The organism is Micromonospora sp. C95 (assembly GCF_018070465.1).
Lineage (GTDB): Bacteria > Actinomycetota > Actinomycetes > Mycobacteriales > Micromonosporaceae > Micromonospora.
On sequence record NZ_JAGPXT010000002.1, the window covers coordinates 42,181 to 57,360 of the forward strand.

Sequence of the window (15,180 nt, forward strand, 5' to 3'; positions counted from 1 at the left end):
GGGACAAGGTCACAGTCGGTAGGCGGCCCGGTAGTCGGCGAATCGACGGCGCAGGCCGTCCGCGTCGAGCCCGTAGTCGCTCAGTCGGTACTGGTGGCGGCCCGGAGCGGTGTGCGCGGCGGTGCGGATCGCCGACCGCACCGCCCGCTGGGCCGGCGGGTCGAACGGCAGTCCGGCGAACGCGCAGACCCGGGAGACCGCCGTCACGGGGTCGGCGATCAGGTCCCGGTAGCGCAGGTCGAGCACCGGCAGGCCGGCGAACGCCTCGGGGTCGCGCAGCCCCGGCAGGGCGGCGGCGGTGCGGTCCAACCAGAAGGCACCGATCTCGTACGGGTCGACGTGCCGGGAGCGCGCCGCCCGCACCGTCCGGGTGAGGCTGCACACCGAGGCGACCGTGGTCACCGGATCCCGGTGCAGCCGCACGACCCGGGCCTGCGGGTAGGTGCTGGCCAGTTCCGCGCCGTGCCACAGGTGGAACGGGCACTTGAGCACCACGTGCTGGCCGGTGCCGGAGCCGACGATCGCGGCGAGCTGTTCGCGGTGCAGCGCGTACGCCCCGGTGTGGTCCTGGCGGGACAGCCAGTCGAGGTATCCGGGCACGTGGTAGCGCAGGCCGAAGATCTCGGAGTGGAAGCTGTTGGCGATCAGCCGGTGGCACTCCTCGGGCTTGCGGGGATGCAGCGGATGGATCGCGGCGAAGGCCGGGGCGGCCCGGTGGTACTCCGCCACGTAACGGTCGGCCGCGGCCACCAGTTCCTCGGGCGGCTGCGTCGCGCCCGGTGCCAGCAGTTCCCACAGCTGCGGCGCGCGCACCTGCGGGTGCGCGGCGAGCAGGAGTTGCAGCAGGGTCGTCCCGGTGCGGTGCAGGCCGGTCACCACCGTCACGGTCGGCGGCCGGTCCACCGCCGGTCGCTGTCGGGCGGCCAGCCGCTGCTGGACGCGCAGCGCGTTGACCAGCGAGTCCCGCGCCACCCGTGCCCCGTCGGGGGTGAGCTGCGCCTCCTCGTTCATCGCCCGCACAAGCCGGCGGAGCGCGGGCAGAAAGCGCGGCTGGTCGGTGAGCGCCTCGCCGTCGCCGAACGCGGCACGGGTCACCTCGTCCGGATCGAGCAGGACGGTGGTCACCGGACACCTCCCGAACTCGCGGCGGCACCCGGTCCGGCGGTGGCCGGGTCCGGGCACTCGACCGTCGCGCGGTCGGCCTGGAACCGCCGCTCCGCGTGCAGGAAGAAGTTGATGTCGGAGCGGATCTCGTCGATCAGCCGGCGGCTCAGGCTGGCCCGGTCCACCCGCAGGCACTGCTCGTTACGGCGCAGGGTGGGCCGGCTGAACGGCAGCCGGCCCGGGTTGAGATAGCGGATGGCGCCGGTGGCGTCCCGCTTGGGGATCACCTCCGATCGGGCGTGCACGCTGGCGCTGAACGGGATGTCGAGCCGTCCGTCGGCGAAGGCGTCGACGATCGCCGCCGGAAGGTCCGGGGCCGCCAGCACCGGTTCGACCAGCTCGGCGACCTCGCGTTGCAGCCAGTAGGTCTCCTCCTCGACCGTCGCCTCGTCCACCCGCACGAAGTCGAGCAGGTCGGTGCAGGCCAGCGTGGCGGTGCGGATCCCGGCCACGTTGGCCTGCGCGTCGGGGATGCCGCGGGCCTCCTGGTTGGTCTTGTTGATCACTTTGGCGGCACCGCCGAGTCGGGCGGTGAGCCCGCCGTACAGGATCAGGGCGTCGGCGACGTCCGGATCGGCCGGGAAGACGCCCATGAACTCGTGCAGGACCGGGAAGATCTCCACGTTCTCCGGCAGGTACCGCCGGGCCAGCACCGGGATCGAGCGCAGCGCGGCGATGTCCTGGTGCACCTCGCCGCCCTGGGGGTAGGCGATGGACAGGCAGCGCACCCCGGCCAGGCTCGCCGCGCGCGCCTCCAGGACGCAGACCGCCAGGCTCACCGACGGGGGTACCAGCACGGCGGTGAGGGTGCCGAACAGTTCCCGGTCGACGATCACCCCCTCCTCGGCGAGCACCCCGCAGAGCCGGTCCACCTGCGCCCACGCCGCCAGGGACCGGGTCAGCGACACGTCCTTGGAGTACGGCAGGTTGTAGTCGATGCCGCCGCCCTCGAACGAGGTGAACCCCGACGCCAGGGAGACCGCGAACAGCTCACGCGGATCGGGTGAGCCGTGCCGGACCTCGATCGGGGCGTCCACCGACTCGTTGAGTTCCCGGCCGCGCCGCCAGCCGTGGGTGACCAGCGGATAACCGTTGAGGTCCGCCGGCTCGCGCTGCAACGTCTGGGCCGCGGTGCGGAACTGCTTGAGCCGGGTGAACGAGTCGATGGTGATGGTCAGGATGCCGGGCCGGGCACGCCGCTCCAGAGTCGTCAGCAGGTTCCGCATCTCGTCGTGCCCGCCGACGCCGCAGCGGGGCTGCACCACCGGCCGACGGCGTGCGGCCGCGGCGCGCAGCACCTCCACCGGTGCTCGCTTCGGCGACTTGCGGATGTACTGCATGGTCTCCGTCCAGGGCGGCAGCATGGCCGAGACTCGTGGCTCGACGTCGAGCTCGGGTAGGTCAGACACCGGTCAGCGGGGTGGCCCGGGCGGCGTGCAACAGGTCCAGCAGCAGCGGGATCTGGTCGGCCTCGTCGAGGATGTGATCGACGCCGAGGTTCAGCAGCCGCTCCCGCTCGTCGCCGTCCTTGTGACTGCCCACCGAGAGGTTCCCCCCGACGATCAGGGGGCAGTGCAGGCGTCCGGCGGCCCGCAGCGCCGGCAGGTCACGCAGATCCTCGTACGCGTGGCCGTTGAGGCTGCCGATCAGCACCGCCTCGGCGTCCGGGTGGGCTACCAGCGCGTCGGCGAAGTCCTCAAGCGGTGTGCAGACGCCCAGGTTGACGACGCAGAAGCCGGCTTCGCGCAGCCGCATCGCGATGAGATGGTTGGCCACCGCGTGGGCGTCGCTGCGGGCCACCCCGATGATGACCGTTCGTTGGGTCTTGCGACTGGACATGTCGTCGTACCTCCCGATGTACGCGGTGCGGTCCGATGTGTGCAGTGCGGTGCCGGCCGTCAGTCGTCGAAGGCGGAGAAGACGCTGCGGCCGCTCACCTGAGCGATCCGGGCCCGGTCGTACTCCTGTGGATCGGCCCGGCCCAACGAGTCGAAGACCAGGTTGATCGCCGGGACCAGACCCCACACCTCCCGGTACGGCGGCCACCCGCGATGTCCCGCCTCGATGTCCGCGTGCCGGGCGAAGATGTAGTTGGCCCAGTCGCGACTCATCGGATGCCGGTGGTGGAAGTCGTGCACCACCGTGTCGCCGGTGAGCACCAGGTACCGGGCCGGCAGGTGCACCACGAGCATCCGCAGCGACCAGCGCAGCCACCGGGCCGCGCGGCGCAACGGCCCACCCGACCGGTCGACCGGCGCGCGCTCCCCGATCAGGATGGCGTTTGTGAGACTGGCGAAGTACTCCCGACCGCGCCGCTGGGTGACCTCCGGGCCGGGAAAGGTGTGCTTGACGCACAGCCGCAGGGTGTTGCTGATCTGGTAGAAGACCGTCATCGGCAGCACCCAGGCGACCAGCAGGAAGACCCACATGTCGAACAGCACCGCCGACGCGACCACCGTGGCGTAGCCTGCCACCGTCGCCACCCGCAGCGTCCGGCTGGCCGGGGCGAAGTAGGACTGGATCCGGCCCAGCAGGAAGTTCAGGTGGAACGCCGGGGACAGCAGCTTGTGCCGGACGAGGTGCCGCCACATCTGCCGGCGGGTCATCCCGGGCCGCAGTTCCAGGCCGATCAGGAACGCCTGGACGGTGGGATCGCGGACGGTCATGTGATGCACCGCGTGGTGGTCGATGACGTGCTCGGTGCTGTAGCGGTCGAAGTCCTGCACCATGAGCGCGGCGGCGACCAGCCGACCGACCACCCGGTCCCGGCGGGGGCGGGCCCACATGTTCCGGTGCGCCGCCTGGTGGTACATCATCATCCGCAGGTTCCGGGCCCCGTGCAGCGTCATCGACCAGCCCAGCAGCAGAAGCAGCAGCCACCAACCGCCGGCTGCCAGCGCGACCCAGCTGATCGCCAGGCCGCCGACCATCGAGGCGGTCGCCGCCCAGAGATGGATTCCGGGCGTGAGCCGTACCGGCCGCTGACCGGTGTGCGGCTTGCCGGTGAGGAACGTCAGCGGCATCGCCAGTACCCGGGGCAGGGCGTTCATCGAGTCACGGATCGACACCGACTCGTCCGGCGACGTGTAGGCGAGGGTCGTGCCGTGTTGCTGCATCACCATCGTTGCGCTCCCTGACGGATCTCTGCGGAAGGGGCGTCAGGACCGGCCCGCCGCCTCCAGTGCCGCGCCCGTGGCCAGCACGTCGTCGACAACCTGGTCGAGCTGCTCGCCGGTGGTGGCGGGGTTGAGCAGCATGAGCTTGAGCCAGACCTCCTTGCCGCCGCCGGGACGCGGCAGGAAGACCCGGGCGAGCATGGCGTGCCCGTCACGCATCAACTGGCGCCGCAGGCCGCTGTTGAACACGTCGAGATCACTGCCGTCGCCGGGCAGGTAACGGAACAGCACGGTGCTGAGCACCGGCTCGGCGGCCAGTTCGAGCTTCGCCTCCCGGGCCACCCGCGCCGCGCCGTACCGGGACAGCTCGTGGCAGGCGTCCACCATGGCACCGATGCCGTCCCGGCCGTACGCCCGCAGCGTGGCGGCGATCTTGAGCGCGTCGCAGCGGCGGGTGGCCTGGATGGAGTGCCCGTAGCGGCCGACGAAACCCTCGGCCACGTCGTCGGGTGAGTTGAGGCTGGTCTGCTGGACGGCGAGATGGTCCAACGTGGCCGCGTCCCGAGCCAGGAACACCCCGGCCGACGCCGGCACCCAGCCGAACTTGTGCAGGTCGAGGGTGACCGAGTCGGCCTCGGCGAGCCCGTCGAACAGCGGCCGCAGCCGCTCGGAGAACAGCGCCCCACCGCCGTACGCGGCGTCGGCGTGCAGCCACACGCCATGCTCGCGCGCCACCCGCGCCAGCTCCGGCAGCGGGTCCACCCAGCCGAAGTCGGTGGAGCCGGCGCAGACGAACAGCATCACCGGCAGGCAGTCGGCGGGAAGTTCGCGCAGGATCCGGTCGGCCTCGCCGGGGATCATCCGGCCCAGGTCGTCGGCCGGTACCCGGATGATGCCGTCCGCGCCGATACCCGCGATGCTCGCGCCACGGTCGACGGAGAAGTGCACCGTCTCGGTGCACAGCACCACCGGACGGACGCCACCGACGGCCAACCCGCTGTCGAAGGTGGACCGGCCGAGTCGGCGGCGGTACGCCTCGTCCCGGGCGATCAGCATGGCCATGACGTTGGAGATGCTTCCGCCGGCGGTCAGGGTGCCACCCGCGTCGGCGCCGTAGCCGACCAGGGTGGCCAGGTCCTCGATCAGCCGGCGCTCCAGTTCCAGCGCGAACGGGCCCGCCTCCCACGCGTGCATCGACTGGTTCAGCGCGCCGGCCACCAGGTCGGCGGCGACGGCCACCGCGGTGGGCGGGCACTGCATCCGGGCCACCGTCGCGGGGTGGCTCACGTCGACCGACCAGTTGGCGTACGCCTCGACGAGCTTGCGCAGCACCTCGGCGGGGTTGCCGCCGGTCGCCGGCAGCAGTGGCTCGGCGAGCACGTCGTCCGCGTACGCCCGGACGGCCGTCGGGCCGCCCGGCGCCACCGGGGTGGCCCGTCCCTTGCCCACGTCCGCCAGGACGCCCAACACGTCGTCGACCAACGCTCGGAGCTGTCGCATGCTGTCGTGGTCGGCGGTCGCCACGAAGGTGGGTGCGTCGCCGATGCTCGGCACTGACACGGCTTTCCCCTTTTCTGGTTCTGCAGCGGGAAAGGGCATTCGGGCACGGCCCTCTACCGCACCGAATCCACCTTCGTGGAGCCGGTCCGGAACCGCCGTCAATTGTTGTGACCGAAAGTAGTCGCCGAACTGGACTGGCCAACCATGGGCGTACCAGGAAGCGAATGTCTCATCGCTCATCGCGCTCCGACAACGACGGTACAACTGACCGGCCCCTTGCGCCAGTGGAGAATTGAGGAACTAGAATCTCCGGCATGTCCGATTTGGAGAGACTAAGTACGACCAGTTGGGAACGGTCCGACCGGCTGTTCCTGGAAATGGGCAAGCTGGACCGGACGCCGACCGGCTTCCGACTGTCGGGAACCGCCCTGTACCGGGGCAGGGGCGGCCCGACCAGCGCCACCTACCTCGTCGAGACGGATGCCGCGCGACGGTCCCGGTCCGTCCGGATCGAGGTCGACGAGCCGACCGGGCTGCGGACGCTGGCCCTGCACGCCGATGACGAGGGTCGCTGGCACTCCGCCGAGGGCCCCCTCGACCTGCCGTTTCCCTGCGAGGACGTGGATCTGGCGGTTACCCCGGCCACGAACGGCCTGACCATCCGGCGGCTCGATCTCGCCGTCGGCGCCGAGGCCACCGCCCGGGTGCTGTGGATCCAGGTGCCCTCGTTCGGCGTACGCGCCGTCGAACAGGGATACCAACGGATCGACCGCGACACCTATCGGTACAAGGGCCGATACGGCAGCTACAAATTGACGGTCGACGCCAATGGAATGGTGCTCGACTATCCCGGCGGCGGGTGGCGTTCAGTGGCGCACAAGGTTAGCCGTCGGGTGCCGTGACAGTTATGCGGTCGGGGGTGGGTGCGGGACACCCAACCCCGGCCCGCAATTGCGGCTTCAGCCGCCGATATCTGCGAACATACGCTCCAGCTCCTCTGCGGGAATGGCTTCCAGCATGCGCTCCTCGATACGCGCCGCGAGCGCTTCCAGAACGGGTACCTCAAAGATGTCCTGAACCGCCAGGTCGACGCCGAACCGCATGCTGACCGCCGCGATCATCGGTACGGCACGCAGCGAGTGGCCACCCAGCTCGAAGAAGTTGTCGTCGAGACCGACCGACGGCACACCGAGGATCTCCTGCCAGATCTCGGCGACGGTCTGCTGGGTGCCGGTCTCCGGCGGTCGGTGCGCGGCGCCGGCCGCCAGCTCCGGCGCGGGCAACGCCCGAAAGTCGACCTTGTTGTTCGGGGTGAGCGGGATGGTGGGAATCGTGACGTAGTGGGCCGGCACCATGACACTGGGCAGGGCGGCCGCCACCCGGGCCCGCACTGCGGCGGGATCGAAGGGGTGCCCGTCGGCCGGCACGACGTACGCCACGAGCGTGCGCCGCGTGCCGATCACCGGTGCGGTCACCACGGCGGCGGCGACCGACTCGTCGTCGGCGACAGCGCTCTGGATCTCGCCGAGTTCGACCCGCAGCCCGTCGATCTTCACCTGGGTGTCCAACCGGCCGTGGAACTGGATGGTGCCGTCGGGCAGCCAGCGGCACCGGTCGCCGGTGCGGTAGAGCCGGTGCCCGTCGCCCGGGCGGAAGGTGTCCGGCAGGAACCGCTCGGCGTTGAGATCGGGGCGGTTGTGGTAGCCGAGCGCCACGCCGGGACCGCCGAGGTACAGCTCGCCCCACACGCCGACGGGTACCGGTTGACCAAGTGGGTCGAGGATGTAGGCGGTGGTGTTGTGCATCGGCCGTCCGATGGGGATCGACGGCCAGTCCGGGTCCACGTAGGTGATTCGGTGGCTGACGCTGAAGGCGGTCACCTCGGTCGGCCCGTACCCGTTGACCATCGACACGTGCGGCAGCCGTTCCAGCACCTGACGGATGTGCGGCAGTGACAGGACGTCCCCACCGGCCATGAACTGACGCAGGTCGCGCAGGTCCTCCAGGTGGGTGTCGATGGTGAGGTTGGCCAGCGGCGCGACCAGCCAGAGCGTGTCCACCCCCTGCTCGCGGACGGTACGCGCGACCCGGGCCGGGGTCGGCACCCCGGGTGGCAGCAGCACCACCCGCCCGCCGTTGAGCAGCGGCCCGAAGATCTCCAGCGTGCAGGCGTCGAAGGAGAGCGGGGAGATCTGCAGGTAGCTGGTCCGTTCGTCGAGTTGGAGAATGTCCGTGTTGATCACCAGACGGACGACTCCCCGGTGGATCGTCTCGACTCCCTTCGGCCGGCCGGTCGAGCCCGAGGTGTAGACGATGTAGGTCAGGTCGTCGGCGGTGTTGACGTTCACCGGGTTCTCGGTCGGTTGCGCGGCCAGCGACGCGGCGTCGGCGGGCTCGTCGAGCACGAGCACCGCGACCTCCTCGCCGACCGGTGCCAGCTCACGCAGCCGCTGCTGCGTGACCAGGAAGCGGGCCTGGGTGTCGGCCAGCATGAACGCCAGCCGGTCCGTCGGATACGCCGGATCGAGCGGCACATACGCGCCACCGGACTTCAGCACCGCCACGACGGCGACCATGAGTTCGAGCGAGCGTTCCAGGCAGAGGGCGACCAGGGTGCCCCGACCGACGCCACCGGCGCGCAGCCGGTGAGCGAGCCGGTTGGCCTGCTCGTTGAGCTCGCGGTAGGTCAGGTGTCGCCCCTCGATGGTGACCGCCCGGGCGTCCGGCGTACGCAGCACCTGCTCCTCGAACAGCTCGTGCACGGTGACGTCCTGCGGGAACGGCGCGTCGGTGCGGTTGAACTCGTCCAGCAGCCGGGCCCGCTCGGCATCGTCCAGGATGGCCAGTCGGTGCACCGCGGTGTCCGGGTCGGCGACCGCGGCACGCAGCAGGTTCACGTAGTGGCCGAGCATCCGCTCCGTGGTCGTCGGGTCGAACAGGTCGGCCCGCCAGGTCAGGGTGAGCCGGGTGCCGCTCGGGTCGGGCTGAGCCAGCAGCGCCAGGTCGGGCAGGGTGGCCGCGGCCGGTACGAGGGTCTGCGCCAGCACCGTGACCTCGCCGAAGCAGCCGGCCGCGGCGGTGACCCGGCGGGCGGTGAACGCCGCCTGGAACAGCGGGCTGCGGGCCGGATCGCGCGGCGGACGTACCTCCTCGACAAGGGTCTCGAACGGCAGCGGCTCGGGGGTGTCGGGTGGGGCGCACAGCGCGGCGAACGGGGTGTGCTCGTCGGTCTCGCAGCGCAGCACCCGCCAGGTCGCCACCGGCCCCACCAGGCCGGCGGTGTCCGGCGTGCGGCGCTCGTCGCTGACTCCCAGCGCGAGTACCGCTTGGCCGGACCAGCGGTGCAGCAGGGCCTGGAAGCACGCCCGCAGCACGTCGGCCGATGCCACGCCGAGCCGGGCGGCCAGGTTCTCCACCTGCTCGTGCAGCACCGGCGGCAGCCGCAGGTCGGCGGTACCAGCCGCGTAGTGGGGTTGTACCGGACGAATCCGGTCGGTCGGCAGCTCCAGCGGGGCGACGTCGGCGAGGTACTCCCGCCAGGCGGCGCCGGCGACCACCCGGGCCGCCTCCGCAGCGGCCCGTTCCCGCTGCGCGAACCCGGCGAACTCGTCCCGGACGGTGGTGTCGGCCGGCCCGGACGGTTCGGCGAGCCGGGCCTGGTAGGCCGCACCGAGGCGGGTGACGACGAGCGTGAGGGAGGCCGGGTCCACCACCGCGCGGTGGGCGATCAGCAGCAGCAGGTGTTCGTCGGCCGCCAGGCGTAGCAGTTCGGCCCGGATCAGCGGGCCACGGCCAAGGTCGAACCGGGTCTCGGTGGCCCGCCCGACCGCTCGCCGGACCGCCTCCTCGCGTTCGGTGTCCGACAGCCCGGACAGGTCCGCGCCGGCCAGCGCCGCCGGAACCGGTGCCGCCGACCGCCGGTCGGCCCGGCCCTGGTCGGTGCCGATCGCCAGGCCGAGCGCGGCCTCGGCGGCGACCACGTCACCGAGCGCGGTGGCGAGCGTGGCCGCCCGCAGCGGCCCACGCAGCCGCACCTGCTCCACCAGAACCTCTACCGGCGCGTCCACGTACTGATCGATGAACCAGGACCTCTCCTGGCCGAGCGACAGGCTCGGTTCGGTCTCCCCCTGCGGCATCTGCTCGTCACTCCCGTCTCGACATGAGGTGGTCATACGGATTGGAAGGTCAACGTGGACACGACGATGCGGCCTGTCCCTGGCTGTCGGGTGCCACCCGCCGGCCGGTCTGCTCACTCCTCGGCGGCGATCACCTCCCGGCGGGTCGGCACCGAGGAGACCGGATAGGAGCCGGCGGCGTGCGTGTTGTGGAAGGCCAGCGCGATGCCGAGCAGGATCACGCAGCCGAGCAGGACAGGTACGAAGAGAAACAGCCACCCGGGCTGCGCCAGCATCACGAGTACGGTGTCGCCGCCGGCCGGCGGGTGGAATGACCGGGTCAGTCCCATCAGGGCCATGGCCAGGCCGACTGCGGCGGCGATGGTCCACGGGGCGTTTCCCAGCACGCGTACGCCGAGCAGGCCGACCAGCGTGCAGATCGTGTGTCCACCGAGGACGTTGCGCGGCTGGGCGAACGGCGCCTGCGGCGCCCCGAAGATCATCATGCAGGTGGAGCCCAGCGGCGCGATCAACAGGGGCGTACCGGCCAGCAACGCCACCGAGCCCACCGCGCCGATGCCCAGGGTGCCGCCCACCCCGGCGAGCACCGCCGTCCGAGGTGGCCACGGGCGTCCGACTCCACGCACCAACGACCGTACGACAAGCACGCGCTTCCCCCAGCCATGCCTTGATGTTGCCGTCGCGTTAACGAAACCGCGCCCGAAAGGGCTCTCGATCCCACGAATCCCGACCCACGGAGCGGGCGCCGCCCGCCCTCCAGCCTTCGATTGGCACCCCGGACAGCTCGACTACCAGGCAAGACATTGGCTCCTCGGCCCCCGCACCGACAGATCCAACGACGGGAAGCTTATCGCTTTGCATGCATCCTGTCACTGGATGGCATGTGGCATGGAAGTGACATTCACCGATGTTGCTGATTTGTGGTTATCCCACGCGAGGGACGAGAAAACATGGCCTAACCGGGCACTGACGACATCCCGTGAGAGGTTTCCTGGCGACTGATTGAACCCATCCACCATCTCCGTCCGTACCTCGGTGCGAAGGGAGTGGCCCATGAAGCGCCTGACCCCGTTGCTCACCCTCCTGTCGGGGGCGGTGACGGCTGCCGTGCTGTTCACGATGAGTGCACAGGCATCCCCGCCGGGCACCCAACCCGCGGCCGGCGGCGGTGCACCGGCTGCCGCGCCGGCACCACCCGCCGACGTGGCGGCGGACCCCGACGCCGAGGTGGACCCCGACGCGGCTGCGCCCGACGAGGAACCGAGCGACGCCGACGCCCGCCGACCGGCCGACACCTCGCCGCCGACGGACCCCGACGCCGCGTCGGCCGGCACCGAGGTGACCTCGGTCGAGCAGAACTGGATCGGTGAACTCGAGAACGGGGCCACCATCGCCATCACCGTCACCGACGGCAAGGCCGAGGCGTACGTCTGCGACGGCCGGAGCATGGAGCTGTGGCTGTCCGGCACGGTGCGGGACGGCAGGATCGAGCTGACCGGCAAGGACGCGAAGCTGACCGGTGTCATCCGGGGCGACCGCGCCAGCGGCGAGATGATCGTGGGCGTCCGGCGCTGGAAGTTCACCGCCCGACTCGACGACACGGCGACCGACGAGGCGGTGGTGAAGTCCGGGTCGGGAACCGCACCGGCGATCTACCGGGTGACCGACGAGACCCGTAAGGCCGGCTTCGACGGCGGCTGGATCATGCTGCCCGACGGCACCCAGATCGGCATCGTCACCTGGAACGGCAAGCCCATTCCGGCACCGCCGCTGGACCCCGCCTTCAACAGCACGGTGGTCGACGGCGTCACCCTCGTCGCCGAGCCGGTCGTCCCCGGGGCGCGGTGATGTCCCAGCACCGGCAGGGCGGGGCACGCACCGTGCCCCGCCGGGCGTCCGAGCCCACCATCGAGTTGATGCGTGACTTCGGGGCCCCGCCGCCGAGCGCACCGAGGCGGCGGCCCTCGCTGCTGGTGCCGCTCGTCGTCGGCGCCGGGGTGGCGGTTGCGCTCGGCGTCTACGGACGCACCCACACCCCCACCGGCATCGCGGTGAACGTGGCCGGCTTCTCCTCGCCGCTGACGGTGAAGGTGTGGCTGGGCACCGGGGCGGCGTCCTTCGCCGTCATCCAGGTGCTGTCCGCGCTGGCGATGTGGGGTCGGCTCGGTGGCTTCTCCCCGTCCTGGGCCGGTTCGGTGCACCGCTGGTCCGGGCGGATCGCGTTCCTGCTCACCGTGCCGGTCGCGGTGCACTGCCTGTACGCGCTCGGCTTCGCCGACTACGACACCCGTACGCTGCTGCACTCCCTGCTGGGCTGCTTCTTCTTCGGCGCCTTCGCCACCAAGATGCTGACCCTGCCCAAGCGCGGCCTCGCCGGTTGGGTGCTCCCCACGGTCGGCGGGGTGGTGTTCGTCGCCCTGATCGGTGTCTTCCTGACCTCGTCGGTCTGGTACTTCACCACGTTCGGCATCCAGTTCTGATCCCCGGAAAGGCAAGGCACCCGCAGATGAACCACGAGCAGGCTGGCTGCTGCCGGTCGCGACGCGCCCTGCTGGCCGGTACCGGCGCGGTGGGCGTGGCCGCGCTGGCCGGCTGCGCGACGTACGGCCAGCCGACGGCGGCGCCGCCGGCCGGCAGCTCCGGCGCCGCCGACCCGTCGGGCACCTCCGGTGCCGACCCCTCCGGCACCGCCACCCCGGGCGACGACGGGGCGGACGCCGGTCCACCGGCACTGGCCACCCTCGCCGACATCCCGGTCGGTGGCGGCGCGATCTTCGCCGACGCCGGCGTGGTGGTGACCCAGCCGAGCGACGGGGTCATCAAGGCGTACTCGGCGACCTGCACCCACCAGGGCTGCACGGTGACCTCGGTCTCCGACGGCACCATCGTCTGCGCCTGCCACAACAGCGTGTTCGACATCGCCGACGGCTCGGTACGCAGTGGCCCGGCGGGAGCCCCGCTGCCCGCCGCGAACGTCACCGTCGACGGTGACGCCATCCGATTGGCCTGACCAGGCGCTCGGCGATGCGAACACGGTGACGCGGCCCACCCAGGCCCGGGCCGCGCGGGGCCGTCCGAGGTGGCGTCACGTCCCCGGACGGCCCCTGCCCCACCCACGATCCGCGGGTGGGGCAGGGGCACCTCAGCGTCAGGACGCGGTGCAGGTGAGCGCGGAAGGCGTACCCGATCCGCTGCCGGTCAGCCCGAAGGTGGTGCTGGCGCCGGCGGCGAGCTGCCCGTTGTAGGGCTCGTTGCGCACGGTCACGGTGGTTCCGGAGGTGGTGAGCCGGCCGTTCCACAGTGACGCGATCGTGGTGCCGGCGGGGGCGGTCCAGGTGACCGTCCAGCCGGAGATGGCCGCGGTGCCGGTGTTGCGGACGGTCACCTCCGCCTGGTAGCCGCCCTGCCAGGAGCTGGTGACCCGGTACGTGGCGGCGCAGCCGGCGTCGCCGTTGTCGTTGCCGGCCGGGGTGGTGACGGTCAGCGGCGGCGAGGCCGAGGAGACGTTGCCGGCCGCGTCGCGGGCCCGCACGGTGAAGGTGTAGCTGGTCGAGGCGCTCAGCCCGGTCGCCCGGTAGGTGGTCCCGGAAACCGTGCCGACCACGGTGGCCGCCCCGGTTCCGGTGGCCCGCAGCACCTCGTACGAGGTCACGCCCACGTCGTCCGTGGCCGCCGCCCAGGTCAGCGTGGCGGCGGTGGCGGTCACGTCGGTGGCGGTCGGCCGCCCGGGGGCGGTCGGCGCGGTGGTGTCGCCGGGGCCTGGCCCGCCGGCGTAGCGCTCGGCGAGGCTCATGCCGGTGGTGGAGTCGGTGCCACCGAGGCGCACCTGGTGGTCGAGGCCGACGAACTTGCCGTTGTGCTGCCACAGCGCGGGCTTGAGCATCTGGTTGTACTTCGTCTCGTCCCAGCTGGCCCAGTCGTCGAGCAGCAGGCCCCCGGTGTCACCGGAGTTGGGGTTGAGACACCAGAACGTGTGGTGGATGCCGTTGGAGATCATCAGATCGCGCAGCGCGGCCATCCAGCGGTCCTGCCGGGCGTCCTGACCCAGCCGGCCACCCCACTCCCCGACCAGCAGCGGCGCGATGTTCTGCTCGTGGATGTAGAACCAGTTCGGCCGCCACACGTCGTTGGTCAGCGAGTCCTTGTCGAAGTCACCCTCGAACCACGGCTGCTCGTACACCAGCGGTCCGTAGTCGTGCGGCGAGTAGACGAGTTGGTCCTGCTGGGCGCCGAGGTCGACCGGGTGCTCGGCGACGCCGCGCAGGTTGCCGCCCCACCAGTTGTAGTGGTAGTTGGGGCTGCGGTCGGGGTTGGTGTTCGGCGACTCCCAGGTGGCGCCGGCGCGCGGGTAGATCTCGATGCCCTCGCAGAGGATCAGCAGGTTCGGGTTGATCGCCAGGATCCGCCGGCCCGCCGTCTCGCACGCGTACTTGAAGTTGTCCTGGTCGGTGCTGGAGTCCCACTTGGCCCGCTGGGGATCGTTCGGGGTTCCGTGCGGCTCGTTCTTGATGTCCATCGCGACGATGGTGTCGTTCGTCCGGTAGCGGGTGGTGATCCACTCCCAGCCCTGGAAGAACAGCTCCGGCGTGACGCTGCCCTTCCACCACACCGGATAGACGTGGCCGGAGTTGTCCGCCTCGGCGCTGTGCACGTCGAGCATGACCTTCAGCCCGTACTTCTCGCACAGCGCGAGCCAGTGGTCGAAGACCTGGAGGTTGTTCAGGCCCTCCAGCTCCGGGTTGACGTACGTGTTGACGTTGGGCCGGATCGTCTGCCCGGCCTTCCACTCCAGCAGCAGCTGCGTGGAGATGGGCACCCGGACGATGTTGATGCCGCGCTGGGCCATCTGGCGGGTGATCGATTCGAGGTTGCCCGACCACAGGCCGTGGAAGACCCGCTCGCTGGCGTTGAAGCCGAACCAGTTGGCCCCGGTGAGCCAGACCTGGTTGCCGGCCTCGTCGACGATCCGGTTGCCGTCGGTGTGCAGCCAGTCGGCAGTGGCCGCGGCGGCCGGTGCCGCAGCCGTCGGGGCCGCTGTCGCGGCGGGTGCGACGGCGGTCAGGCCGAGCAGGGCCACGGCCGCCGTCACGGCGGCCTGGAGTTTTCTACGTGCAGACATGCGACTTCCTCTGTGGTGGATGAGGGAGCGAGCACGTCGAGAAACAGTCCTGCCCAAGGACCGTGGGAGCGCTTCCACGCCTACCCTAGGCAATCACCCCCCACAACGGAAGTCCCACCCCGCAACCCCGCCGATCTTGCACCTT

12 protein-coding genes are annotated in these 15,180 nt (G+C 71.1%); 4 read left to right on the top strand and 8 right to left on the bottom strand.

Features of this window, described 5'->3' with window-relative positions; translation table 11 throughout:
- Nucleotides 1-9: 9 nt before the first annotated feature.
- From KBX00_RS02790 to KBX00_RS02810, 5 genes are read right to left on the bottom strand one after another with little or no spacing between them, the layout of a single operon-like run.
- The gene (locus KBX00_RS02790) at nt 10-1,125 is read right to left on the bottom strand and encodes a sulfotransferase (protein ID WP_307867973.1); all 1,116 of its coding nucleotides are present in this window, start codon (nt 1,123-1,125) and stop codon (nt 10-12) included.
- On the bottom strand, nt 1,122-2,573 hold the full coding sequence (locus KBX00_RS02795; RefSeq protein ID WP_210822941.1) for a methylaspartate mutase: 1,452 nt from the start codon (nt 2,571-2,573) through the stop codon (nt 1,122-1,124). Before KBX00_RS02795 ends, KBX00_RS02790 begins: the two co-directional genes overlap by 4 nt.
- Nucleotides 2,566-3,003: a cobalamin-dependent protein gene (locus tag KBX00_RS02800; RefSeq protein WP_210822943.1), complete on the bottom strand. Its 438-nt coding sequence runs from the start codon at nt 3,001-3,003 to the stop codon at nt 2,566-2,568. Before KBX00_RS02800 ends, KBX00_RS02795 begins: the two co-directional genes overlap by 8 nt.
- 59 nt (nt 3,004-3,062) lie before the next feature.
- Complete coding sequence (locus KBX00_RS02805) at nt 3,063-4,286, bottom strand: stearoyl-CoA 9-desaturase (RefSeq protein ID WP_210822944.1); 1,224 nt, start codon at nt 4,284-4,286, stop codon at nt 3,063-3,065.
- Nucleotides 4,287-4,322: 36 nt separating this feature from the next.
- A complete protein-coding gene (locus KBX00_RS02810; protein WP_307867974.1) occupies nt 4,323-5,840 on the bottom strand; it encodes a pyridoxal-dependent decarboxylase in 1,518 nt (505 codons plus the stop codon).
- A gap of 254 nt (nt 5,841-6,094) precedes the next feature.
- Between KBX00_RS02810 and KBX00_RS02815 the strand changes: the two genes are divergently transcribed.
- A complete protein-coding gene (locus KBX00_RS02815; RefSeq protein WP_210822946.1) occupies nt 6,095-6,682 on the top strand; it encodes a putative glycolipid-binding domain-containing protein in 588 nt (195 codons plus the stop codon).
- A gap of 57 nt (nt 6,683-6,739) precedes the next feature.
- Here KBX00_RS02815 and KBX00_RS02820 read toward each other — a convergent pair whose 3' ends face one another.
- Both KBX00_RS02820 and KBX00_RS02825 read right to left on the bottom strand, forming a co-directional pair.
- Nucleotides 6,740-9,916, bottom strand: coding sequence for a non-ribosomal peptide synthetase (locus KBX00_RS02820; RefSeq protein ID WP_210822947.1), 3,177 nt, complete (start codon nt 9,914-9,916; stop codon nt 6,740-6,742).
- A gap of 113 nt (nt 9,917-10,029) precedes the next feature.
- Complete coding sequence (locus KBX00_RS02825; protein WP_210822948.1) at nt 10,030-10,542, bottom strand: HPP family protein; 513 nt, start codon at nt 10,540-10,542, stop codon at nt 10,030-10,032.
- Nucleotides 10,543-10,969: 427 nt separating this feature from the next.
- Here KBX00_RS02825 and KBX00_RS02830 point away from each other — a divergent pair, with 427 nt between their 5' ends.
- The 3 genes from KBX00_RS02830 (at nt 10,970) to KBX00_RS02840 (ending at nt 12,926) form a co-directional block, all read left to right on the top strand.
- A complete protein-coding gene (locus tag KBX00_RS02830) occupies nt 10,970-11,764 on the top strand; it encodes a hypothetical protein (protein WP_210822949.1) in 795 nt (264 codons plus the stop codon).
- A gap of 68 nt (nt 11,765-11,832) precedes the next feature.
- A complete protein-coding gene (locus KBX00_RS02835; protein WP_301547250.1) occupies nt 11,833-12,396 on the top strand; it encodes a DUF6529 family protein in 564 nt (187 codons plus the stop codon).
- A gap of 26 nt (nt 12,397-12,422) precedes the next feature.
- On the top strand, nt 12,423-12,926 hold the full coding sequence (locus tag KBX00_RS02840; RefSeq protein WP_210822953.1) for a Rieske (2Fe-2S) protein: 504 nt from the start codon (nt 12,423-12,425) through the stop codon (nt 12,924-12,926).
- 138 nt (nt 12,927-13,064) lie between these two features.
- On the opposite strand, the gene KBX00_RS02845 is transcribed toward KBX00_RS02840, so the two are convergent.
- The gene (locus KBX00_RS02845; RefSeq protein WP_210822955.1) at nt 13,065-15,035 is read right to left on the bottom strand and encodes a cellulase family glycosylhydrolase; all 1,971 of its coding nucleotides are present in this window, start codon (nt 15,033-15,035) and stop codon (nt 13,065-13,067) included.
- Nucleotides 15,036-15,180: the final 145 nt, after the last annotated feature.

Excerpts from the sequence above, each read along its gene's own strand:
- KBX00_RS02800 (WP_210822943.1), bottom strand. The coding sequence starts at position 3,003 with ATGTCCAGTCGCAAGACCCAACGAACGGTCATCATCGGGGTGGCCCGC.
- KBX00_RS02805 (WP_210822944.1), bottom strand. The coding sequence starts at position 4,286 with ATGGTGATGCAGCAACACGGCACGACCCTCGCCTACACGTCGCCGGAC.
- KBX00_RS02815 (WP_210822946.1), top strand. The coding sequence starts at position 6,095 with ATGTCCGATTTGGAGAGACTAAGTACGACCAGTTGGGAACGGTCCGAC.
- KBX00_RS02820 (WP_210822947.1), bottom strand. The coding sequence starts at position 9,916 with ATGCCGCAGGGGGAGACCGAACCGAGCCTGTCGCTCGGCCAGGAGAGG.
- KBX00_RS02830 (WP_210822949.1), top strand. The coding sequence starts at position 10,970 with ATGAAGCGCCTGACCCCGTTGCTCACCCTCCTGTCGGGGGCGGTGACG.
- KBX00_RS02835 (WP_301547250.1), top strand. The coding sequence starts at position 11,833 with ATGCGTGACTTCGGGGCCCCGCCGCCGAGCGCACCGAGGCGGCGGCCC.
- KBX00_RS02840 (WP_210822953.1), top strand. The coding sequence starts at position 12,423 with ATGAACCACGAGCAGGCTGGCTGCTGCCGGTCGCGACGCGCCCTGCTG.
- KBX00_RS02845 (WP_210822955.1), bottom strand. The coding sequence starts at position 15,035 with ATGTCTGCACGTAGAAAACTCCAGGCCGCCGTGACGGCGGCCGTGGCC.